We start from the raw sequence: 22706 nt of genomic DNA, 5'->3' as shown, positions 1-22706 counted from the left end.
TTTTAAATTCGGTTTCCCTGTTTTACTGAAACAAATATTTTCCTACATTTAAAAACTATTAACCAACAACTCATACCATGTCCGACGATAAACAAGATTTAGGAGATAAGGCCAAGAAGGTCTTTGAAGACGCCAAAGAAACTGCCAAGGAGGCGGCGGAAGAAGCCAAGGAAAAAGCCGGTGATTTTGCCGAAGAGGCAAAGAAAACTGCACAGGAATTTCAGGAGGGACTTAAAGATGCCGGTGGCGGGGATAACAAGAAAATTCTGGCCGGAATCCTGGCTATAGTCCTGGGATCTTTAGGCATACACAAATTTGTGCTGGGATACCAGAAGGAGGGTATTATTCTGCTGGCCTTAACTTTGGTCGGGTTTGCTCTCAGTTGCATTGGGATTGGCGTTTTTATCGTTTGGATCACCGGGCTTATCGGGCTTATTGAAGGCATCATCTATCTTACCAAATCCGATGAGGATTTTTACAACACTTACCAGGCTGGCAAAAAACCCTGGTTCTAAAAAATTAGCCGGATTCCTATTCCGGCTTTTTTTGTTTTATTTATTATCGTAATATTGCAATATTAAAATAAAAATATGGGCCTGACCAAATCACAAATATTCAGTGACCGCCAAAATGAACTGGCACAGATCTTCAGGGTACTGGCCCATCCTGCACGAATTGCTATTCTTGAATACATAAGTGAACAGAAGTCCTGTATTTGCAAGGATATCGTATCCGAAGTAGGACTGGCCCAACCCACAATTTCCCAGCACCTGAAGGAACTCAAGAGCATTGGCCTCATTCAGGGTGAAATTGAAGGGAAAAAAGTATGCTACTGCCTTAACGCTGACAAGTGGAAATCCGTTCAGGAGGGCCTGAATGACTTTTTTGATCAAACATCAATTAATTGTTGCTAAAACAAAAACCATGAAAACAAGAGAATTTATTGAGCTTCTTGAACAAAATCCCGGCAAAAGCCTCCTATTTGAATATAGGCATGGCGAGACCGTGGCTCCCAACTACCATATCACAGAAATAAAAAATGTAAGTGTGGACACTGTCGACTGTGGAGCAGGTACAGATTTCTGGAAGGAAACCGTAATACAGCTTTGGGAGAGTCCGGTTGAAAAAGAGTCCAGAAGCTATATGAGTGCCTTTAAGGCTATGAGTATAATCAACAGGGTCGACAAAATAAAACCCTTACAGCAGGATGCGATACTAAAGTTTGAATACGGCAATGCCAACTTTCATACAGCCCAATTACCGGTTATGGGCGTAGATATAGAAACGCAACAACTCAGGGTTAAACTGGCCCCCGACATAACCGACTGTAAGGCCAAATCCGAATGTGGCATCCCGGAAGAAGTCCTGAGTACTCCGGCCACTAAATGCGCTCCGGGAAGCGGTTGCTGTTAAGCTAATTAACTTTATTACCCCATGGCCGCCTTCATAATCAGGAATATGGAAAGCGCAGACTGGTCCCACGTAAGCAGGATCTACCAGGAGGGAATTGATACCGGTTATGCTACTTTTGAAACAGCAGTACCAGACTATTCCGATTGGGATGCTGCCCATTTCGAATCCTGCAGATTTGTTTCTGAAGATTCCGGAGAGATTATAGGCTGGGCGGCATTGTCACCCGTCTCCGGCAGATGTGTTTATGGCGGTGTTGCAGAAGTAAGTATCTATGTTGGCAAAAATTCCAGAGGAAGGGGCATGGGCCAGGCTCTTTTGGAAGTTTTGATAAAAGCGAGTGAAAAGGAAGGGTTCTGGACTCTGCAGGCAGGAATTTTCCCTGAGAATCAGGGAAGCATAAGTTTACACAAAAAAATGGGGTTCCGTTTTCTGGGAAAGCGGGAAAGGATCGGGAAACTTAACGGGTTGTGGTATGACAATCTCATATTCGAAAGAAGAAGTAACAAAGTGGGGCTGGATTAGTAATTCTTGGACCGAACAAAAGAAATTGAAAACCTATTATAAAGAAATTAAACCTGCAATGAAAAATATTTTAGTACTCTGTACTGGTAATTCCTGTCGCAGCCAAATGGCACATGGCTATCTGAACGCTCTCTCCAAGGGAAAACTAGCCGTATACAGCGCGGGAATTGAAACCCACGGATTAAATCCAGGAGCAGTATCCATCATGGCCGAAGATGAAATAGACATCAGCGGCCATACCTCCAACCATGTGGATGAATATGAAGGCATCGCCTGGGATTACATAATCACTGTTTGCGATCACGCCAAAGAGAACTGTCCCTTTATACCCTCAAAAAGTGCCAGGAGACTGCACCATAATTTTAGTGATCCTTCCAAGGTAGAGGGAACCAAAGAGGAAATTCACCAGGCTTTTGAAAACACCCGGAATGAGATTCGGGAATACCTGCAAAATTTTTTGAAGGAAGAAGGGCTTAACTAGGAGGATTTCCTTCCATATGCCGGCGTTCCAGCTCCGCCTGGAACTCTTCCATAACTGGCTTTACCGTACTTTCTGGCAGGTCTGCAATCTTGATATACATCAACCCATCCACGGAATTGTTGAAAAGCGGATCTACATTAAAGGCCACTACTTTTGCATTTTGCTTGATGTACTTTTTGATCAGGACCGGAAGCCTGAGGCTTCCAGGCTCAACTTCTTCAATGAGTTTATCGAACTTATTCAGATCGGCCTTGGTCTCGTCAAATATGAACTCCTTATCGGCGTCGTTCAGCTTTACCTTGAACTCCTTTTTGGGACGCACATATTGAGCCACATAGGGATCCCAGTAATTGGATTTCATGAATTCTATCATGAGCGACTTGGAAAAATTGGAGAACTGGTTACTTATACTCACGCCACCAATAAGGTATTTGTGTTCCGGAAAACGCAGTGTGGTATGTACAATACCTTTCCAGAGCAAGAAGAGCGGCATGGGTTTTTGCTGGTATTCTTCAATGATGTATGCCCTCCCCATTTCAATAGACCTACTCATCATACCGTATAACTCCGGTTCAAAACCGAAAAGGTCCTGCAAATAAAAACCATCGATTCCATAGGTGGCAAAGATCTCTGCCCCCATTCCCATCCGATATGCACCTACGATGGCCTTCTCCTGATTATCCCAGAGAAAAAGATGGTGATAATATTCGTCAAAACGATCCAGGTCTATGGGGTTGTTAGTCCCTTCACCTATGGCCCTGAAAGTAACCTCACGTTGTCTCCCGATCTCTTTCAGTATAAAAGGCATGTCTTTTTTCTGTGCCAGAAAAACCTCGTAATTTCTACTTTGCAGCAATCGGCAATCCTTCTCCCTGAGTTTTTCTATTTCACCTTCAATAACCTCCGTGCGCACAGCACTGGCAATCTTCCTTGGTGGTTTGGGGATCTTCAAGCTGGAAGGAATCTGGTCTATCAGGCGTTCCTTTTCATAGGCATTGGCAAGCATATAGGTTTTCCGCCTCAGCAAATCGGCAAATTCTTCAAGACTGCCGTGTTCTTTTTGGGTGGCTACGTTGATGGGTTGTCCAATTCTTACCCTTATAACCCTGTTCCGCTGTGTATTTAGTTCAGAAGGAAGCTTGGCTGTCCTGAAAATATCGTGTATGCGAGATAAGCGGTAGAACAATTTGCTGTTCCGCGCATGGAAATATATCGGCACTACGGGAACCTCAGCTTTCCTGATCAGTTTTATAGCCGCCTCTTCCCAGGGCCTGTCAACAATCAGTTTCCCGTCTTTATAGGTAGATACTTCCCCGGCAGGGAATATCCCCAGTGGATGGCCATCCCGGAGATGGGCAATGGCATTTTTAAACCCGGCTATGCTGCTTTTTACTTCTTTCCGGTCTTCAAAGGGGTTTACAGGCAGGATGTAGGGTGCCAAAGGGGCAACACGGTGCAGGAGGAAATTGGCTATTATCTTAAAATCCGGGCGGCGCTGAAGCAATAATTTTAAAAGCAATACACCATCTATACCACCAAGGGGGTGATTGCTAATGGTAATATAGGCTCCCTGGCTGGGCAACCTCTTGAAATCTTCCTCAGGAATCTCAAACTTAATCTCATAATGTTCGAGAATGCGATCCAAAAATTCCTGAGCTTCCAGATGCTGATGTTTCCTGTAAAACCGGTTTATGCTGGTGATCTGTGTAATCTGCATTAATAGCCAGGCCATAAAGGTTCCAAAGAACCCGTATTTATCAAGACCAATTGCCTTGGCTACTTCTTTTCCGGTTACTAGGGCCATATTGCGGTAAAACTTGAAGTAAATATAGGAAAATGCACCTTGGACGCTGGATTTTTTTGAAGATCAATGCTGCCTTCCAAACTATTTGACAACCAGCTGGATGGTTTCCCTTCCACGCTGTTCCAGTAAAACTTCCTTGCCGTTTTGAAGGGATTCAATGGCTTCTGTATTAAAATGGCGGATGGTATAGAGGGAAACCCCTTCATAGTGTACTACCTTAAATTTCCCTTTTAAATGGTCCAGCAATTCATCGAGGCGGCCCAGGGTATTATCCACACATACGGAAAAGCTGATCGCAGAGTTCTGTATCAGGTCTACTTTCATCTTATGATCGTGCAATAGCTTGAACAGATCGCCAATGCTGTCTTCGACTATAAATGAAAAATCCAAAGAAGACAGTTTCATCAATACCTGGTTCTTTTTGACAATAAAGCAGGGCACTTCCGGCGCAATCTTTACACCCTTACCTACGGTTGTTCCCGGATCTTCTGGATTGAGAAAAGACTTAACCTTCAGGGGTATCTCTTTTCGCTGCAGAGGTTGCAGGGTTTTCGGGTGGATAACCGAGGCCCCGTAAAAGGCCAGCTCAATGGCTTCGCGGTATGAAATTCTGTTGAGCAATTGGGTCTCGTCAAAATAGCGGGGGTCTGCATTCAAAACTCCGGGAACATCCTTCCATATAGTTACCGATTCGGCATTCAGGCAGTAGGCCAGGATAGCAGCGGTATAATCCGACCCTTCCCTCCCCAGTGTGGTGGTAAAGTTGTTTTCATCACTGCCGAGAAAACCCTGGGTAATGTATAGCTTGCCTTTCTGAACCCCCTTAGACACCCTTTCCTGAGTTTTTTCCCAGTTGACTTTTACATCCCTGTAATTGCTGTCTGTTTTTATAAAATTCCGTACATCCAGGAATTCGCAGGCGACACCGGATTTATTTAAGAATGCATATACAATGCTGGTGGAAAGCAGTTCCCCATACCCCACTACCTGATCATATACAAAATTGTATTTGGGTGATTTGTTCCAGGCAAGAAATCCGGTTATTTCCTCAAAAAGTTCCCCAACCTTTTTATAAACAGGGTCCTGTTTTTCAGGGAAAAGTTCCTTCAGAATATCCAGATGATACCCCCTCACTTCCTCAACAGCAGATTTTACGGACCCTTTGTCAGAGAAATATGCATCTACCACAGCTTCCATGGCATTTGTGGTCTTGCCCATTGCCGAAACTACCAGGAAAGTATCTTCATACCCTGTGGCTTTGAGTACCGACACCAGGTTTCTTACCCCGTCGGCATCTTTTACGGAAGCTCCTCCGAATTTGTATACCCTCATATGTTCTTCAAATAATTTCGAATTCCCTCTTCATCCAGGTGAACCACATCCCAATCTCGCAAAAGCAAGGCTCCCTTCTTTTCGTAAAAGTCAATTGCCGGTGTATTCCAGTCCAGTACTTCCCAGCTAATTCTTTTTACCCCTAGTTCGGATCCATACTGAACCACCCGGTCCAGCAAAGCCTCACCCAACCCCATACCGCGCATGGCTTCAGTTACAATAAGGTCTTCCAAGTGAAGCACTACCCCTTTCCAGGTGGAATACCTGGGATAGACCAGAGCCATACCACCCACTTTTCCTTCAACTTCGGCTACAAAGGATTGGAAAGCAATATTGCTGCCAAAGCCGTCTTCTTCTAATTGTGCTGCTGTAACTTCCACTGCATCGGGCTCGCGTTCAAATACAGCCAATTCCCTGATCAATTCGAGGACCCTGGGCATGTCTGCCTTAACTGCTTCCCGGATGAGAATTCTTTTCATTGTTATAAATAAAACTCAAAGTTAAATATTTATCATGCTCTGTCTATACCAACCGAAAAGTATCACAAAATACCCGATATTTGTTTATAGAATAACCTGACTTAGCATGGAACAAAGGAACAAAACACTTGGGGAGTTTATTATTGAACATCAGGCGGCGTTCCAGTATTCCACCGGGGAACTCTCCAAGCTGATCAATGCTATTCGATTAGCTGCGAAAGTTGTTAACCATGAAGTCAACAAGGCCGGTCTAATAGACATCCTGGGAGCAGCAGGTGACACTAATATCCAGGGGGAAGATCAGCAAAAACTGGATGTACTGGCAAACGAAAAGTTCATCCAAACCCTTAAAAACAGGGAAATTGTATGTGGGATTGCCTCAGAGGAAGAGGATGATTTTATCTCCATTAACAGTCATGATGAGCTGCACCAGAATAAATATGTGGTCTTAATCGATCCTCTGGACGGGTCTTCCAATATAGACGTAAATGTGTCTGTGGGTACCATTTTTTCCATTTACAGGCGAATTACCCCAATAGGAACACCGGTTACCCTGCAGGACTTTCTACAGCCCGGCGTGAACCAGGTAGCTGCAGGCTATGTGGTTTACGGCACCTCTACCATGCTGGTCTATACAACGGGACATGGCGTACATGGCTTTACCCTCAATCCGGCCATTGGGACATTTTACCTGTCGCACCCCAATATGGAATTTCCTGAAAAAGGCAATATCTATTCCATCAATGAAGGGAACTATGTCCATTTTCCTCAGGGCGTCAAGGACTATATCAAATATTGCCAGATGGAAGAAGAAGATAGGCCCTACACTTCCCGATACATTGGTTCTCTGGTTTCCGATTTCCATCGCAATATGATCAAAGGAGGCATCTATATTTACCCGAAAAGCAGCAAGGCCAGTAACGGAAAACTTCGCCTGCTTTACGAATGCAATCCGATGGCCTTCCTGGCGGAACAGGCCAACGGCAGGGCCAGCAACGGCTACCAGCGAATCATGGAAATACAACCTACGGAACTGCACGAAAGAGTTCCCTTTTTCTGCGGAAGTCGAAAAATGGTGGAAAAAGCCGAATCTTTTATGGCACGGTATCCAGATACCTAGACGACTACTTGTTCATAAAGTGATAGTAATCCTCAAAACGAATCCGGCCGGTAAAAACAGCAATTGATCTTTCAATAATGCTGTCTGCCTGATTGGTGGGGAATCCAAGGCCAAGTACATATTTCTTCACAAGGCCAAGCTCATCCGCGGCAAACTCATGATCGGCATAAATAATACGAAACAAGTCGAATAATCTTTCATAGCGTTCTTTCTTGCTATGGGAAGGATCAATCGGATACCTGTTGGACTTATCCATTACTTCCTTGTACTCAGCCTCGGTAATGTCCAATTTATCGGCAAAACGGTCAATTAATTTTTTCTCCTGCGGATTTAATTCTCCATCTACAGCAGCAAGCGACGCCAGTGTGGCGAAATGCGCCATATTTTTCCTTTTTGCACTGTGTCTGTATAAATCTACAATGGGCATGTTCTGGTAAAACTTTTAGTCCTACAAAGATACTTTTTTCCCTCGCAAAACCGCCCCCCTGAAAGAAAAATTTCGGCAGGTGAAGTTGCCAATAATATGCTAAATCCACCAGGTGATCCTTTTGAATTTAGTAATTTAAGCCCGCTGTGAAAAAGCCATTACTACAATTTACGGACAGGGGTATATATTGCGGGCAGGCCGACGTATTCCTGGATCCCTGGAAGCCGGTAAACAAGGCCATTATCTCCCATGGCCATGCAGATCATAGCCGTTGGGGACATAAGAAGTACATTAGTCAAAATTCCAATATACCTATCGTAAAGCACCGCCTGGGCGACATCTCCATCAGTGGTAAAGAATGGGGGGAAACCTTTTCAATTAATGGAGTAAAATTCAGCCTGCATCCTGCAGGACATATCATTGGCTCATCACAGATACGTGTAGAATACAAGGGAGAGGTGTGGGTGTTCTCAGGGGATTACAAAATAGAGAATGACGGATTTACCACAGCCTTTGAACCGGTTCAATGCAACACTTTCATTACCGAATGTACCTTTGGCCTGCCTGCCTTCAAATGGAGGCCGCAGGAAGAAGTCTTCCAGGGTATCAATTCCTGGTGGGCACAAAACAGGGCAGAAGGCCTAACCTCAGTACTCTTCGGCTACAGCCTGGGGAAGGCACAACGGCTGTTAAAATTTTTAGACCCGGGTATTGGGCCCATTTATACCCATGCTGCCGTGGAAAATATGACTGAGGTACTCAGACAACAGGTGGATTTTCCCGAGACAAACCTTATAACAAGAGATACAAAAACCCAGGAGATAAAAGGCTCTCTGGTATTAGCTCCTCCCAGTGCCCACGGGAGTACCTGGTTGAAAAGAATGGTTCCCTACGTGACCGCAACGGCCAGCGGATGGATGGCTTTTCGGGGGGCGCGCAGAAGGAGGGCCATTGACAAGGGTTTTGTGTTAAGTGATCATTGCGACTGGGACGGCCTGCTACAGGCAATTGACGCCACAGGGGCTAATCAGATTATCTGCACCCATGGCTATACAGATATTTTCTCCCGATTCCTAAGGGAAAAAGGGTTTGACGCCCGGACAGAAGCTACCCTCTATGAAGGTGAATCCGGGGAGGTGAATTCATCAGCAGAGCAACAGCAGGATAAATTGGAAAATGCCGAATGAAGGAATTTGCCGAACTTATAAAAACACTGGATGGCACCAATAAAACCAATAGAAAGGTAGATGCCCTGACTGCTTATTTCAAAGAGGTCTCGGATAAGGACAAGGTGTGGACTATCGCCCTGCTATCGCATCGCCGGCCACCCAGGCCGGTTAATACCACCCTGATGCGCAGCTGGGCAGCCGAATGGGCAACCATCCCATACTGGTTGTTTGAAGAAAGTTATCACATAGTGGGAGACCTGGCAGAAACCATTGCCCTTATTGTCCCCACAACGACCAATAACTCAACAAAAGCATTGTCTTCTTACCTTGAGGAGATTATTGCGCTAAAACCCCGAACAGAAGAAGAGAAAAAGGCCTATCTGATTGAGAACTGGAAACAAATGGACTATTACCAGCGATTTGTTTTCAACAAATTGATTACAGGAGGGTTTCGGATAGGCGTAAGCCAGAAACTGATGACAAGGGCCCTTTCCAGGGCAACAGGGGTTGATGAGGATATCCTGGCCTATCGGCTGATGGGCAACTGGGATCCCTCCTCGGTTAGTTTTAAACAGCTCGTAGAAGAGGAAAATGAAGCCGATTTTCTTTCCAAACCCTATCCTTTTTTCCTGGCCTATGCCTTGGAAGGGCCCCTTGAGAAACTCGGCAACCCAAATGAATGGTATGTGGAACATAAATGGGACGGTATCCGGGCTCAGCTAATCGTTCGCAAGCGCAATATATTCATCTGGAGTCGTGGTGAAGAACTGGTTACGGATAAATACCCGGAGCTACATCAACTCGCTGATTTACTTCCCGATGGTACGGTACTTGACGGAGAACTGCTTCCATTTCCCAACGGACAGATAGGTTCTTTTAATGAGATGCAAACGCGCATTGGTCGTAAAAAGGTTTCCAAAGCACTGATGAAAAAAATTCCTGTAATCATTAAAGCTTACGATTTATTGGAGTGGGAAGGCAAAGACATACGCCAGCTGGGTTACCGCAAACGACGGGAGCACCTCGAAGCTGTTCTGAAACCTCTGCTTGAAAATTCCACCCTACCCATAGCCGTTTCTCCCGCACTACAATTTAATTCCTGGGATGAAGTAGCTCAGGAGCGGGAAAAATCCCGGGAACTCCGTAGCGAAGGACTGATGCTGAAACGCGCCAATTCGCCCTATGAAGTAGGTAGAAAAAAAGGGAACTGGTGGAAATGGAAGGTAGACCCGCTCACCATTGATGCTGTCCTTACCTATGCCATGCGCGGCCACGGAAGACGAAGCAACCTTTTTACCGATTATACCTTTGCCCTCTGGGATACCAACGCAGAGGGAAAACGGGAACTGGTTACCTTTGCTAAAGCCTACTCAGGACTCACGGATGCAGAATTCAGGAAGATCGATTCCTGGATCAAGAAGAATACGGTGGATCGCTTTGGGCCGGTGCGCCAGGTAACCCCGCATCACGTTTTTGAAATTGCCTTTGAAGGGATAGCCTGGTCCAAAAGACATAAAAGCGGTGTGGCTACGCGTTTTCCGCGCATGCGCAGGTGGAGGCAGGACAAGCCTATAGACGAAGCCAATACACTGGACGATCTTAAACAACTCATCCCAATGTCCGGGGATAGTACCACGAATGGAAATAACTAAACCCGGATGACTTCCACCGCACTTTTTAAAATCGCTGAAGAATGGTTTACCCAACAGGGGTGGACCCCGCATGCGTTCCAAAAAGATGCCTGGACAGCTTTCCTGAATGGCAGGAACGGTTTGCTAAACGCCCCCACAGGCAGTGGGAAGACCTATGCTTTATGGTTTCCCATCGTACTACAGTACATAGCGCAAAATCCGGATTATAAAACCAAGCATAAAAAAGGGCTTAAGGCTATCTGGATTACCCCGCTCCGTGCACTTTCACAGGAAATCAGACAATCTGCGGAACGGGTAACCCGGGACCTGGGTACACCCTTAACGGTAGGGATTCGTACAGGGGATACCTCAACATCTGAAAGGCAAAAACAGCGAAGGTCTATGCCAGACTTGCTCATTACCACCCCTGAAAGCCTTCAGCTTTTACTGGCGACAAAGGGATATCCGGACATCTTTAGATCTTGTTTTGCCATAGTGGTAGACGAATGGCACGAGCTCCTCGGCACCAAACGGGGAGTACAGATGGAACTAGGCCTGTCACGACTGAAATCCATTACTAAGGACCTCAGGATATGGGGCATTTCGGCTACCATTGGAAATCTGGAAGAAGCACGGGAAGTACTGTTAGGACCCGATACAGATCATTGGAAAAATTCAATCCTTCTAAGGGCAGAGCTCAACAAGAAAATCACGGTTAGAAGCATTATTCCGGAAACTATGGAGACCTTCCCCTGGAGGGGACATCTCGGGTTGCGATTGCTGGAATCGGTTATACCCATTATAGAGCAAAGCAAAACCACCCTGATCTTTACCAATACCAGGAGCCAGTGTGAGATATGGTTCCAGAAAATCCTCGAAAGGCACCCGGAATTAGCGGGTGAAATCGCCATGCATCATGGTAGTATTAATAAAGAAACACGACTCTGGGTAGAACAGGCCATCCGCAATGAAAGCCTTAAAGCCGTTGTCTGCACCTCCAGCCTTGACCTGGGAGTGGATTTTGCTCCTGTGGAAACTGTTGTGCAGATTGGGGGCCCGAAAGGTGTTGCCCGCTTTCTACAGCGTGCCGGAAGGAGTGGACACAGGCCGGGACAGGAAAGCGTGATCTACTTCCTGCCCACCCATGCCATTGAACTGGTTGAAGCCTCCGCCCTGCAGCAGGCCGTAAAGTCAAAAGCCGTGGAAGACCGGATCCCCTACCTCAACAGTTACGATGTCCTGGTGCAGTACCTGACTACACTGGCGGTTTCGGATGGGTTTTACCCCGAAGAAATCTATCCCGAGATCCAGAGCACTTTTTGTTACCAGGGCATGAGCCGTGAAGAATGGGAGTGGCTGCTGAATTACATAGCACTGGGAAGCCAGAGCCTGCAATCATACGATGAATACAAAAAAGTAACGGTTGCAGAGGATGGTTGCTTTAAAGTAACCAATCGCGGGGTAGCCATGAGACATCGTTTTCAGATCGGGACCATAGTTGGAGATGCGAATATTACCGTTCGCTATCAAAAAGGAGGATATATTGGCACAATAGAAGAACACTTCATTTCCAAGTTAAAAAGAGGGGATGTTTTCACATTTGCCGGAAGGAACCTCGAATTTATCCGCATCAAGGAAATGCAGGTGCTCGTTCGGAATTCAAGTAAAAAAACCAGCAAGGTGCCGGCCTGGATGGGAGGTCGACTGACCCTGTCTGCACAGATGTCCAAAATCCTGAGGGAGGAATTGTATACAGCAAGTCGGCCCACGAGTGAACAATCCATTGAGATTCAATCCCTGGCCCCGGTATTTGCAAGACAGCGGGCAGAAAGTACTGTCCCCAAACCAAAAGAATTTCTAATTGAGACCTTCAAAACCCGTGATGGTTACCACCATGTTTTTTATCCTTTTGAGGGACGCTTTGTTCACGAAGCCCTTGGAAGCCTGCTTAGCTACAGGATAAGTTTACTATTGCCCATATCCTTTTCCCTCGCTTTTAACGATTACGGTTTCGAGCTTCTTTCAGACAAAGAGGTAGATATGCAACAGGTACTGGATAACGACCTGTTTACCACGGACTATTTATTAGAAGACCTGCAGAAAAGCCTGAATTCTACTGAAATGGCCCGAAGAAAATTTCGGGACATAGCCGTTATCAGCGGTTTGGTTTTTACCGGCTACCCGGAAAAGGGGATCAAGATGAAGCACCTGCAAAGCAGCTCCCAATTGCTTTTTGATGTGTTTAAGGATTATGAACCAGACAATCTGCTCTACCTGCAGGCCTATCGTGAAACCTTTGAGCATCAGCTGGAGGAGGGACGACTCAGGTTAGCGCTACAACGTATTGCCGGGCAGGAAATCGTATGGAAGGCCTGTAAGAAACCCACGCCTTTTTCCTTTCCGATCATCACAGACCGACTGCGCGAAAAACTTTCCAGTGAAAAACTTGCAGACCGCATTCGTAAAATGACTGCAATCCTCAACAAATAAGTTTTCTCCAAATCTGCATTAATTAGCTGCCGGGTCAAAAGCGGTTCTTTTTTACCTTTGTTAATGGCATGACTCTGGATATTAGCATTTATGAAGAAATTTTTACCCTGCATCCTTCGGGGGCCCTCTTTTGGAGAGGTCCGAAGATCCTTTTAATAAGCGATGTTCACCTGGGAAAGGTTTCTCATTTTCGCAAATCCGGAGCAGCTATTCCCCGTGGGGCCATACATAAAAACTTTGAGCTTCTCAATAAGGTAATCGACCATTTCGACCCCCTTGAAGTTTATTTTATGGGTGATTTGTTCCACTCTTACCTGAATGGCGAATGGCAGTTGTTTGAAGCTTGGATCGGAGAACAAAAACATCACACTACTTTGGTTGCCGGAAATCATGATATTATATCTCCCCTGAAGTTTGAATCCCTGGGGGTAAAAGTTTACCCTGTAATACGCAAACATCCGTTTTTTTTTACCCATCACCCCTCAGAGGAGGAAGGCTATTTTAACTTTTCCGGTCACCTGCATCCCGCCGTACGTCTCCGGGGGGTTGGAAGGCAGTCACTGAGGTTGCCCTGTTTTTTTAAAAATGAGAAACAAATGATCTTACCCGCATTCGGGGAATTTACAGGAAGCCATGTATTATCTCCGGGCAAAAAAGACCAGGTCTATGCCATAGCAGGCAATGAAGTAATCGACGTTTCACCCAGCTTTTCAAAATGATAGAATGTCAGAAAGATAAGTTTAGCCTGCCGGATGGGATTACCTATCTGAACGCGGCCTATATGTCGCCCCAGCTCAAATCTGTAGAGGAAGCAGGCATAACAGCACTGAGGAAAAAGAACCAACCGTATAAGATCAGTGCGGACGATTTTTTTGCAAACAGGAACCTCCTCAAAAAAAAGTTTGCGGGCTTAATTGCCCTGGAATCACCTCAGCAAATAGCCATTGTACCATCAGCTTCTTACGGAATTGCCAATGCTGCCAGAAACATTTCACTCAAAGAGGGGGAAGAGATCGTTATGGTTGCCGAACAATTTCCCAGCCACGTCTACTCCTGGAAAAGGCTTGCTGACAGCAAGGGAGGGGTTCTGAGAACGGTAACACCACCTGACACCTTTGAAAACAGGGGAGAAAAATGGAATGAGTCTATCCTTGAGCAGATTACGGATAAAACCGCGGTGGTAGCCCTGCCCCATGTGCATTGGGCAGACGGGACTTTGTTTGATCTTAAGGCAATCCGAAAAAAAAGCCGGGAACACGGAGCCCTTTTGGTTGTAGACGGAACCCAAAGCGTTGGCGCACTGCCTTTTTCCATAAAGGAACTGAAACCCGATGCACTGATTTGTGCTGGTTATAAATGGCTTCTGGGCCCATACTCCCTTGGATTAGCTTATTACAGTGAGTCTTTCAATGAGGGTATTCCCATAGAAGAGAACTGGATCAACCGGCTGAACAGTGAAGATTTCAAAGGCCTGACCGCATACCAGGAAAAATTCCAGCCCGGAGCAGAGCGTTACTCTGTAGGGGAATCCAGTAATTTCAATCATATTCCGATGTTGCTAAAAGCCGTGGAGGAATTACTGCTGTGGAAACCAGAAAATATACAACACTATTGTCAGCATATTTCGGCAAAGGCGGTTAGTAGCATCAGGGAGGCAGGGTATTTCATTGAGGAAGATGCCTACCGCGCAAAACATTTATTCGGGATATACCTGCGCCCCGAACATGATCTGGAAAGCATAAAAAGCAGGATGGAAAGCCGGAACATATATGTATCCTATCGGGGAGAGGCCATTCGGGTGAGTCCTCATTTGTACAATACAACCGCTGATTTTGAGCGACTGGCCAGTTGTTTTCAGGATTGAGTGAGTATATTTGCACAAAAGTTACCGGGTGACCAAATCCACCATAGAAAAACTTTTTGAACAGGCTCCCCAATTGGGGATTCTGAGGGAAGCTATTGCCCAAAAAGGACGTGTCACAGCAATCAATGACCTCCCGGGTTCTTCCCTTTCATTTGTTCTCGCTTCCCTTTTCAGAACTTCATCAGAACCATTTTTGCTGGTCTTTAACGACAAGGAAGAAGCTGCCTATTACCTAAACGACCTCGAACATCTCCTGGGAGACAAGGATGTGCTGTTCTTTCCCGGCAGTTACCGGAGACCCTACCAGATAGAAGAAACAGACAACGCCAACGTGCTTCTGAGGGCAGAGGTGCTCAACAGGATCAACTCCCGAAAGAAACCGGCTTTGATCGTGACCTATCCGGATGCCCTTTTTGAAAAGGTGGTTACGCGGAAGGAACTGGAAAAAAATACCCTTAAGATTCAGGTGCAGGATTCCTATTCTCTTGACTTCCTGAACGAGGTGCTTTTTGAATACGAGTTTAAAAGGGTAGATTTTGTTACCGAACCAGGGGAGTTTTCGGTTAGGGGTGGTATTGTGGATGTCTTTTCCTTTTCTCACGATGAACCTTATCGGATTGAGTTTTTTGGCAATGAGGTAGACAGTATACGGACCTTCGATGTGGAAACACAACTGTCCACAGGCCAGGTAAAACGTATCCGGATTATCCCCAACGTGGAAAACAAGTTTTTGCAGGAATCACGGGAAAGTTTTCTGAAATACATCACGGGGAATACCCGGGTGTTCATCAAAAACCCGGAAATGCTTTTTCACCGGATCGATGATTTCTTTGATAAAGCCAGGAATGAGTTCAGCAAACTGGCATCCGAACTTACACACAGCACACCCGCAGAACTTTTTGTGAACAGCAACTTGCTGAGGGAACAGCTGGCTTCGGTTTCGGTAATAACCCTTGGGGGAAAAGCCTCAAGGATTCCGCTTATCCCGAATGCAGATCAGGAAATTAAAGAGGTATCCTTCAGCAGTCACCCGCAACCCGCCTTCAACAAGAAGTTTGATCTTCTCATTAATGCACTGAATAAGCGTTATGAAGAAGGCTACCAAAATGTTTTGTGCTGCGCCACCGAGCAGCAGGCACAGCGGTTTCATGATATTTTTGACCAGATGGATGAGGTGGTTCATTACAAAACTCTGGTGCTGCCACTGTTCCAGGGGTTTATCAGTGACGACCTCAAACTTGTTTGCCTTACCGACCACCAGATCTTTGAACGCTATCACAAGTTTCATCTGAAAAATGGGTATGCAAAAAAGCAGGCAATCACCTTAAAGGAGCTGAATAAACTCGAAATAGGAGATTACGTAACCCATATTGATCACGGCATAGGAAAATTTGGCGGCCTTAAAAAAATAGAGGTTGAGGGGAAAACCCAGGAGGCTATCAAACTGATGTATGGGGATCGGGACATTCTCTATGTCAGTATCCACTCCCTGCATAAAATTGCAAAGTACAATGGGAAAGATGGAGCAGTTCCCAAGATATACAAACTGGGCTCTGCCGCCTGGAAAAAACTCAAGCAAAAAACCAAGTCCAGGGTTAAGAAAATAGCCTTCGACCTTATTAAGGTTTATGCCAAGCGCCGCTTGCAGAAAGGTTTTCAGTACGCTCCTGACAGCTATTTGCAGCACGAACTGGAAGCATCTTTCCTCTATGAAGACACCCCGGACCAGAGCAAAGCCACGGATGATATCAAAAAGGATATGGAAAGTACCAGACCCATGGACCGACTTATTTGCGGGGATGTGGGCTTTGGAAAAACAGAGGTAGCCATCAGGGCAGCGTTCAAGGCCGTGGAAAACGGGAAACAGGTAGCTGTCCTTGTACCTACTACCATTCTGGCTTTTCAGCATAATCGTACTTTTTCAGAACGATTGAAAGACATGCCGGTTTCTGTAGATTACCTGAACAGGTTCCGGACGGCAAAGGAAAAACGTGAGATTCAGGAAAAACTGGCCTCCGGACAACTGGATATCGTTATTGGAACGCATCAGTTGGTCAATAAAAATGTTGCTTTTAAAGACCTGGGGTTGTTGATTGTTGATGAGGAACAGAAGTTCGGGGTTTCCGTAAAGGACAAGCTGAAAGCAATGAAAGAAAATGTGGACGTGCTAACGCTGACCGCCACCCCCATCCCCAGAACATTGCAATTCAGCCTTATGGCGGCAAGGGACCTTTCGGTAATCAATACTCCCCCACCAAACCGCTACCCTATTGAAAGCCATGTAGTACGCTTCAACGAGGCGATCATAAGGGATGCTGTGAGTTATGAGATACAGCGGGGCGGACAGGTGTTTTTTATACACAACCGCATTGAGAATATTAAAGAAGTGGCCGGAATGCTTCAGCGGCTTGTTCCCGATGCAAAGATTGGAATTGGACACGGACAGATGGAGGGGCGCAAACTGGAACAGCTTATGCTGGCATTTATGAACGGGGAGTTTGATGTTCTTGTCTCCACTACTATTGTGGAAAGCGGCCTTGATGTGACCAACGCCAATACCATCCTGATCAACAATGCCAACAACTTTGGCTTAAGCGACCTGCACCAGATGCGTGGCCGGGTTGGTAGAAGCAACAAAAAGGCTTTTTGCTACTTCATTACCCCTCCCTATGACATGATGACTACCGAAGCCCGCAAACGCATTCAGGCACTGGAACAATTTACCGCTCTCGGCAGTGGCTTTAATATTGCCATGAAAGATCTGGAAATAAGGGGAGCTGGTGACCTGCTTGGGGGAGAACAAAGCGGATTTATCAATGAAATTGGTTTTGAGACCTATCAGAAGATCCTGGCAGAAGCGATAGAAGAGCTCAAGGAAAAAGAGTTCAAAGACCTCTATGCAGATGCAGATAAGGGCAGTTTTGTCAAAGAATCACAGTTGGATAGCGACTTTGAATTGCTGTTCCCCGATTCCTACATTAACAATATCTCGGAAAGGCTCAATCTGTATACCCGGCTTAACGAGGTTAAGGACGATGGAGAGCTGGAGGAGTTTGAGACCCAGGTGGTAGATCGTTTCGGACCGCTTCCCGAACCGGCAAGGGATCTACTGAATTCTGTGAGGATCAAATGGATCGCCCAGGATTTGGGCCTGGAAAAAGTGGTAATGAAAAAAGGCAAGTTGCTGGGGTATTTCATTTCGGACCAAGAATCAGCCTACTACCAAAGTCCGGTTTTTACGAGAGTTTTACGGCATGCCCAGGCACATCCGGGCGATGTTAAAATAAAAGAAAAGCAAACCCGAAAAGGCCTGAGGCTTTTGCTGATTTTAGAAGGGATCGAACACATTGATGATGCGCTCCTGGCCCTGAGCGCATTTCAGGAAAAAGTACCTGCAAATTAAAAGGACGTTACAGTGATTTAAGGTCTTTTATGGTCTTAAAAGCACTTTCCACCTGCTCATCATTAACCAGAATGGTGAACTCGTTTGTGGTTGATATTACTTCATAAAGAACAATCCCTTCCCAGGCGAGTCTCTGAAAGATAAAATAATATATGCCGGGAACGGAGACGTTTTCGGCAGGCAGCTTTACTGTAATGGAGGATAGGTTACTGGCTTTCTGGGTACAGCGTTCATTCCTGAAAAATTCCTCCACCGTACTTTCCAAAGTATTGCTTACCACTATATTCAATTCATTAACCCCTCGGGATGAAGTATAAAACACATCCTTGTTCCTGTTTACTTCTTCCAGTAACCGGCTTTGGTTCTCGAGTATGGAATCCGAGACCAGGAAGGTAAAATCCGTCAGGGACGACCTTACTGTAATTTCACCAATGTTCTTAAGTACTTTCAGTATCCGGTGTGTAGCCCTGAATTCGAGATCATCCGACAAGCGTTTAAGCGCCATCACAATCGCTCCGTTCCGGACCTCTTTCCCAAGTTCCTCTTCCACCTCAGGTTTTACCTGCCTGGATAAGGAAGTAAGATTGATGATGCCCTGGGCCAAAGCACTCTGCAAAAATGGCTTTTTCTTGATGTAGTTCTCTACTACTGCCGAAATAGTTCTCATATTCTTCTGTATGAAGCAAAACTAACATAATGTTACAAATAACACAAATAGTTAAATTTCAAAAATGATAAAAAGCATTTTCAATATGATCCAATTTAAAACCCTTCCTATCCCGGGTAATCCAGATAATATCAAATCGTGCATTTACTTGTAGTTGATTTGAGACAATGAAGTGATCGGCTGCCTGGAGTAATCGCTCTATTTTCCTGCGATGGATTGCATCCAGGACTTTTTCCAGGGGAGTCCCCGTCCTGGTTTTGACCTCAACAATGGCCAGCGTATCTCCTTTTCTGGCGATAAGGTCAATTTCGGCCTTCATATAGCGGTAATTCCTGCCAATAATCTCATATCCAATCTCTTGTAAGAACTTTGCTGCTGCATCTTCGCCCCGCTTTCCAAGAAGGTAACTATCTCCCATAAATGGCTCTATTTTAAGAAAATTCCTGCATTTCATCGAAATTTCAAGGCATTTCAGCCCATATTAGGGATTAGATTGTAATTTACCTTGCAGAACAACCAAAAAACCTTTTATACCATAATATACATTAGGTTTAATCGTTAAGAACTTGCCCCTAACACATGAACGTTCTTAAAGCCTAAAAAAGACTATGGAATTCTTCGTTAATTGTAACACTTCTACATTAGCGCCATACACAACTCCCCTGGACAAACTCAGGGCGGCGCATTTGTACAGAAGGCTGGGCTTCAGTGCCTCAGTTCAGACTATCGATCAGGCGGTTGGTCAGAACGCAGGTCCCCTTGTGGACGCGCTGATCAGCGAGGCCGTTAACATGCCTCCAACGGCTCCTCCTGTTTGGGCCGATTGGAACAATAGCAACTATCCGGCAGATGATGATGCAGCAAGACAGGTGAGGCGGCAACAGCTGGATGAATGGCGCATTACCTATACCAATGCCATGCTTAATGACAACCTCAGGGATCGGCTTAGCTTTTTCTGGAGCAACCATTTTGTGACCGAGATAGATATATACGACTGTAATTCGTTCCTATATTATTACACGGACTGTTTGCAGCGCAATGCTATTGGCAACTTTAAAACGTTTGTTAGTGAAATAGGCCTTACCTCGGCCATGCTCTATTACCTCGACGGGGCTTACAACAATGGCAACAACCCGAATGAAAACTATGCGCGTGAGCTTTATGAGTTATTCACATTGGGTGAAGGTAACGGGTATACCGAACAAGATATCATTGAAACCTCACGAGCCCTTACCGGTTATGTGGAACGTGGTGAGCTCGGCTGCGAGCAGGTTACCTTTGATCCCACCCGGTTCGATGCAGGTACCAAGACGATTCTTGGACGCACCGGTAACTGGGGGTACGACGATGTGATCGATATCCTCTTTGAAGAACGCCCCAACGAAATAGCAGGATTTATATGCAAAAAACTATACGAGTTTTTTGTGCATCCGGATTCTGATGATGATGCCGGCAATGCGCAGGCAATTATTTCTGGTCTGGCAAGCACATTTATTGCCAGCAATTTTGAAATTGCCCCTGTCCTGGCTCAACTTTTCAAGAGTGAGCACTTTTTTGATGATGAAGCCATCGGGGTAATCATAAAGAGTCCTTTTGATATCTACCTGGGATTACTTAATGAAACCAGCTTTAGTTATGATGACAACTTATTGCTCAATGTAGTAAGCACCTGCCGTATGCTGGGTCAGACACTTTTTGATCCTTTTGATGTGGCCGGCTGGCAGCGGGACCGCTCCTGGATCAATACCAATTTCATTATTGGGAGATGGCTTACTTCTGAGGTATTCCTGGAAATGGCTTTTCAGAATAGCCAGGACCAATTTAGAACTCTGGCAATGGAAGCTGTGGGAGCAGTCGATAGCAACACCAGCAACCCGGAGACCGTCGTTAGTGCATTAGTCAACAAGTTTACCCCAAAGGGCTTGTTAACTGCACAGGATTTTGAAAACGCCATGTCCGTTTTCAAGATCGAGGACGTTCCGGAGAGCTACTACGGCCCGGACTATATTCCGGGGGGCCTTGGCCTCTGGATGCTAGCCGTTAGCCCGGAAGTACCCCAACAGGTATTCTTTCTGTTGATGCACCTAATCAGACAACCAGAGTTCCAACTAAAATAAACCTACTGCTATGTGTAACAATCATATCCCCATTAACATAAAAGATCAGAACCAGCACGATGAGGAACACAAGTACTGGAGTCGGCGTTCCTTCCTTCAGGCGCTGGGAATAGCGGGCTCTGGTTCCATAATGCTGGGAAGCAATATGCTTTCTGCTTCGGCCCCATCGCCTCTTACTGCGGCCATTGCCAATGCCGATTCAGATTCTATTCTGATCCTGATCAGGTTATCAGGAGGTAATGACGGCTTGAGCACCGTTATTCCTATTCAGCAATACGATACTTATGCCAATGCCCGTCCCAATATCTATATCCCGGAAAGTAAGATCCTGAAATTAACTGATGATTTTGGAGTACCTTCCTATATGAATGCCCTGGAGCCTCTATGGGGTGAGGGACAATTCAAAGCTGTTCACGGGGTAGGCTATGAAAACCAAAGCCTTTCCCATTTTACAGGTTCCGACATCTATGCCAATACAGACCTGACCACCACAGGGTTTACAGGTCTGGATACCGGTTGGATGGGACGCTATTTTGAAGACCTCTACCCGGATTACCTGATCAACCCCCCGACCTCACCAGCGGCCATCCAGATCGGTAACTTCGGAAACCTGATCTTCCAGGGTGAGGAAACCAACTATGCCTTTGTAACCTCCAACATCAACCAGTTGGAAGAAATTGCACAAACCGGTCAGCAATACAGCCTGGACCCTGCCCTGTTCAACGAATGTATGTATGGCGATCAGCTTAAATTCCTGAGGGGAGTCGCAAACACTACCTACGAGTACGCGGGGCTGATTCACGAGGCCTATGAGCGGGGACAAAACCAGGTGGAATACCAGGACAATGGTTTTGCAAGGCAACTGGCGCTGCTCGCACGTTTAATTAAAGGTAATCTGGGAACCAAGGTGTACATGATTTCCATGGGTGGATTTGATACCCACGGAAACCAGCCCCTGGCCCACGAAAGACTCATGTCTACATTATCCATTGCGGTGAATAACTTTTACGAAGACCTGTCTTTCACCCAGCAGGATGAAAAAGTGCTAAGTATGACCTTTTCCGAGTTCGGACGACGGATCTTCGAAAACGGATCCAATGGTACGGACCACGGAAAGGCAGCACCCACATTGTTCTTTGGTTCGGGGCTTAACGGAAGTGCTTTTGTTGGGGATCACCCATCACTTGACAATCCAAATGGGCGAGGAAACCTGGAGTACACCATGGACTTCAGGGACCTCTATGCCACCGTACTCGCAGAATGGCTTTGTGTTCCCATCCCATTGGTAGAGCAACACCTGCTCAACCATCCCTATAACCCGGTAAATTTAGGTTTCAACTGTAGTGGTGTGGAATTCCCGGATATTGCCTATAACAATGATCCGCCAACGCCGCCAACTCCGGAAGATCCGGTAGCGGAAGATCCCACTCCGGAATTGCTGGAAGCCATTGTACACAAGCCATTTTATCCAACCAAGGAGGCCCCACATATTTTCCTGGAGATGCCCTTTACGGCCCATGTGGATATTCAGCTTTACAATATTATCGGACAAAATGTAGGTACTGTTGTTAACGAAATAATGATACAGGGAACGACTGAAATCAATATTCGCGAACGCATGCCTATGCACCTGTCTACCGGTAAATACATTTACCGCATCCAGGTTTCAGACCGAAAAATGTCTAAATCTATAATGGTAGCATAGTAAAAACAGCTACTTCGGCAAACCCTCATGTTAGGAATCCCCTTTTTGAAAAGGATCCGGGCCTGAGGGTTTTCTTTTTCCA

General features: G+C 45.8%; 20 protein-coding genes. 14 read left to right on the top strand and 6 right to left on the bottom strand.

The annotated features are described in order from the left end of the window. Positions 1-77: 77 nt before the first annotated feature. From OO016_RS04450 to OO016_RS04430, 5 genes are all read left to right on the top strand, one after another. Complete coding sequence (locus OO016_RS04450; RefSeq protein WP_266011184.1) at positions 78-515, top strand: TM2 domain-containing protein; 438 nt, start codon at positions 78-80, stop codon at positions 513-515. 75 nt (positions 516-590) lie between these two features. Continuing rightward, complete coding sequence (locus tag OO016_RS04445; protein WP_266011183.1) at positions 591-914, top strand: ArsR/SmtB family transcription factor; 324 nt, start codon at positions 591-593, stop codon at positions 912-914. Positions 915-924: 10 nt separating this feature from the next. Continuing rightward, entirely contained in the window at positions 925-1413 is a 489-nt protein-coding gene (locus OO016_RS04440) for a DUF6428 family protein (protein ID WP_266011182.1), read from the top strand. Positions 1414-1434: 21 nt separating this feature from the next. Then, positions 1435-1935, top strand: a complete 501-nt coding sequence (locus OO016_RS04435) for a GNAT family N-acetyltransferase (protein ID WP_266011181.1) — start codon at positions 1435-1437, stop codon at positions 1933-1935. Positions 1936-1993: 58 nt separating this feature from the next. Beyond that, positions 1994-2416: an arsenate reductase ArsC gene (locus OO016_RS04430; protein WP_266011179.1), complete on the top strand. Its 423-nt coding sequence runs from the start codon at positions 1994-1996 to the stop codon at positions 2414-2416. Here OO016_RS04430 and OO016_RS04425 read toward each other — a convergent pair. The 3 genes from OO016_RS04425 to OO016_RS04415 all read right to left on the bottom strand — a co-directional run bounded on the left by OO016_RS04425 (position 2409) and on the right by OO016_RS04415 (position 6031). Then, positions 2409-4220 (bottom strand): GNAT family N-acyltransferase, encoded by a 1812-nt coding sequence (locus tag OO016_RS04425; RefSeq protein ID WP_266011177.1) that lies wholly within the window; start codon positions 4218-4220, stop codon positions 2409-2411. The two genes, OO016_RS04430 and OO016_RS04425, sit on opposite strands and share 8 nt — an antisense overlap. An 81-nt stretch (positions 4221-4301) precedes the next feature. Further along, positions 4302-5552 carry an aspartate kinase gene (locus OO016_RS04420; RefSeq protein ID WP_266011175.1) on the bottom strand — a complete coding sequence of 417 codons (1251 nt, stop codon included), beginning with the start codon at positions 5550-5552 and terminating at the stop codon, positions 4302-4304. After that, the gene (locus OO016_RS04415; protein ID WP_266011173.1) at positions 5549-6031 is read right to left on the bottom strand and encodes a GNAT family N-acetyltransferase; all 483 of its coding nucleotides are present in this window, start codon (positions 6029-6031) and stop codon (positions 5549-5551) included. Before OO016_RS04415 ends, OO016_RS04420 begins: the two co-directional genes overlap by 4 nt. Positions 6032-6137: 106 nt before the next feature. Between OO016_RS04415 and fbp the strand changes: the two genes are divergently transcribed. Next, entirely contained in the window at positions 6138-7151 is a 1014-nt protein-coding gene (gene fbp / locus OO016_RS04410) for a class 1 fructose-bisphosphatase (protein ID WP_266011171.1), read from the top strand. A 4-nt stretch (positions 7152-7155) separates the two neighbouring features. Here fbp and OO016_RS04405 read toward each other — a convergent pair whose 3' ends face one another. Further along, on the bottom strand, positions 7156-7533 hold the full coding sequence (locus OO016_RS04405; RefSeq protein ID WP_266011169.1) for a tellurite resistance TerB family protein: 378 nt from the start codon (positions 7531-7533) through the stop codon (positions 7156-7158). Positions 7534-7724: 191 nt separating this feature from the next. Here OO016_RS04405 and OO016_RS04400 point away from each other — a divergent pair, with 191 nt between their 5' ends. From OO016_RS04400 to mfd, 6 genes are all read left to right on the top strand, one after another. Beyond that, entirely contained in the window at positions 7725-8765 is a 1041-nt protein-coding gene (locus OO016_RS04400; protein ID WP_266011167.1) for a ligase-associated DNA damage response exonuclease, read from the top strand. Then, the gene (locus OO016_RS04395) at positions 8762-10399 is read left to right on the top strand and encodes an ATP-dependent DNA ligase (protein ID WP_266011165.1); all 1638 of its coding nucleotides are present in this window, start codon (positions 8762-8764) and stop codon (positions 10397-10399) included. Before OO016_RS04400 ends, OO016_RS04395 begins: the two co-directional genes overlap by 4 nt. Positions 10400-10405: 6 nt before the next feature. Next, complete coding sequence (locus OO016_RS04390) at positions 10406-12868, top strand: ligase-associated DNA damage response DEXH box helicase (RefSeq protein ID WP_266011163.1); 2463 nt, start codon at positions 10406-10408, stop codon at positions 12866-12868. A gap of 68 nt (positions 12869-12936) precedes the next feature. Then, complete coding sequence (pdeM, locus tag OO016_RS04385; RefSeq protein WP_266011162.1) at positions 12937-13587, top strand: ligase-associated DNA damage response endonuclease PdeM; 651 nt, start codon at positions 12937-12939, stop codon at positions 13585-13587. After that, positions 13584-14732: an aminotransferase class V-fold PLP-dependent enzyme gene (locus OO016_RS04380; RefSeq protein ID WP_266011160.1), complete on the top strand. Its 1149-nt coding sequence runs from the start codon at positions 13584-13586 to the stop codon at positions 14730-14732. The genes pdeM and OO016_RS04380 overlap by 4 nt, the downstream gene beginning before the upstream one ends. Positions 14733-14760: 28 nt before the next feature. Continuing rightward, on the top strand, positions 14761-18135 hold the full coding sequence (gene mfd / locus OO016_RS04375) for a transcription-repair coupling factor (protein WP_266011158.1): 3375 nt from the start codon (positions 14761-14763) through the stop codon (positions 18133-18135). Between the two features lie 7 nt (positions 18136-18142). Here the strand turns inward: mfd and OO016_RS04370 are convergent, their stop codons facing one another. Next, entirely contained in the window at positions 18143-18802 is a 660-nt protein-coding gene (locus OO016_RS04370; RefSeq protein WP_266011156.1) for an aspartate kinase, read from the bottom strand. Positions 18803-18860: 58 nt separating this feature from the next. Next, positions 18861-19220 (bottom strand): YraN family protein, encoded by a 360-nt coding sequence (locus tag OO016_RS04365; protein ID WP_266011154.1) that lies wholly within the window; start codon positions 19218-19220, stop codon positions 18861-18863. A gap of 190 nt (positions 19221-19410) precedes the next feature. Between OO016_RS04365 and OO016_RS04360 the strand changes: the two genes are divergently transcribed. Then, entirely contained in the window at positions 19411-20919 is a 1509-nt protein-coding gene (locus tag OO016_RS04360; RefSeq protein ID WP_266011152.1) for a DUF1800 domain-containing protein, read from the top strand. A gap of 10 nt (positions 20920-20929) precedes the next feature. Next, on the top strand, positions 20930-22624 hold the full coding sequence (locus tag OO016_RS04355) for a DUF1501 domain-containing protein (RefSeq protein ID WP_266011150.1): 1695 nt from the start codon (positions 20930-20932) through the stop codon (positions 22622-22624). Positions 22625-22706 lie beyond the last annotated feature (82 nt).

The organism is Lentiprolixibacter aurantiacus, from assembly GCF_026241225.1.
Taxonomy (GTDB): domain Bacteria; phylum Bacteroidota; class Bacteroidia; order Flavobacteriales; family Flavobacteriaceae; genus Lentiprolixibacter; species Lentiprolixibacter aurantiacus.
Note: the sequence above shows the minus strand (reverse complement) of the source record. Positions and strands in the feature narration are given on the sequence as shown.

Excerpts from the sequence above, each read along its gene's own strand:
- OO016_RS04450 (WP_266011184.1), top strand. The coding sequence starts at position 78 with ATGTCCGACGATAAACAAGATTTAGGAGATAAGGCCAAGAAGGTCTTT.
- OO016_RS04445 (WP_266011183.1), top strand. The coding sequence starts at position 591 with ATGGGCCTGACCAAATCACAAATATTCAGTGACCGCCAAAATGAACTG.
- OO016_RS04440 (WP_266011182.1), top strand. The coding sequence starts at position 925 with ATGAAAACAAGAGAATTTATTGAGCTTCTTGAACAAAATCCCGGCAAA.
- OO016_RS04435 (WP_266011181.1), top strand. The coding sequence starts at position 1,435 with ATGGCCGCCTTCATAATCAGGAATATGGAAAGCGCAGACTGGTCCCAC.
- OO016_RS04430 (WP_266011179.1), top strand. The coding sequence starts at position 1,994 with ATGAAAAATATTTTAGTACTCTGTACTGGTAATTCCTGTCGCAGCCAA.
- OO016_RS04425 (WP_266011177.1), bottom strand. The coding sequence starts at position 4,220 with ATGGCCCTAGTAACCGGAAAAGAAGTAGCCAAGGCAATTGGTCTTGAT.
- OO016_RS04420 (WP_266011175.1), bottom strand. The coding sequence starts at position 5,552 with ATGAGGGTATACAAATTCGGAGGAGCTTCCGTAAAAGATGCCGACGGG.
- OO016_RS04415 (WP_266011173.1), bottom strand. The coding sequence starts at position 6,031 with ATGAAAAGAATTCTCATCCGGGAAGCAGTTAAGGCAGACATGCCCAGG.
- fbp (WP_266011171.1), top strand. The coding sequence starts at position 6,138 with ATGGAACAAAGGAACAAAACACTTGGGGAGTTTATTATTGAACATCAG.
- OO016_RS04405 (WP_266011169.1), bottom strand. The coding sequence starts at position 7,533 with ATGGCGCATTTCGCCACACTGGCGTCGCTTGCTGCTGTAGATGGAGAA.
- OO016_RS04395 (WP_266011165.1), top strand. The coding sequence starts at position 8,762 with ATGAAGGAATTTGCCGAACTTATAAAAACACTGGATGGCACCAATAAA.
- OO016_RS04390 (WP_266011163.1), top strand. The coding sequence starts at position 10,406 with ATGACTTCCACCGCACTTTTTAAAATCGCTGAAGAATGGTTTACCCAA.
- pdeM (WP_266011162.1), top strand. The coding sequence starts at position 12,937 with ATGACTCTGGATATTAGCATTTATGAAGAAATTTTTACCCTGCATCCT.
- OO016_RS04380 (WP_266011160.1), top strand. The coding sequence starts at position 13,584 with ATGATAGAATGTCAGAAAGATAAGTTTAGCCTGCCGGATGGGATTACC.
- OO016_RS04370 (WP_266011156.1), bottom strand. The coding sequence starts at position 18,802 with ATGAGAACTATTTCGGCAGTAGTAGAGAACTACATCAAGAAAAAGCCA.
- OO016_RS04365 (WP_266011154.1), bottom strand. The coding sequence starts at position 19,220 with ATGGGAGATAGTTACCTTCTTGGAAAGCGGGGCGAAGATGCAGCAGCA.
- OO016_RS04360 (WP_266011152.1), top strand. The coding sequence starts at position 19,411 with ATGGAATTCTTCGTTAATTGTAACACTTCTACATTAGCGCCATACACA.
- OO016_RS04355 (WP_266011150.1), top strand. The coding sequence starts at position 20,930 with ATGTGTAACAATCATATCCCCATTAACATAAAAGATCAGAACCAGCAC.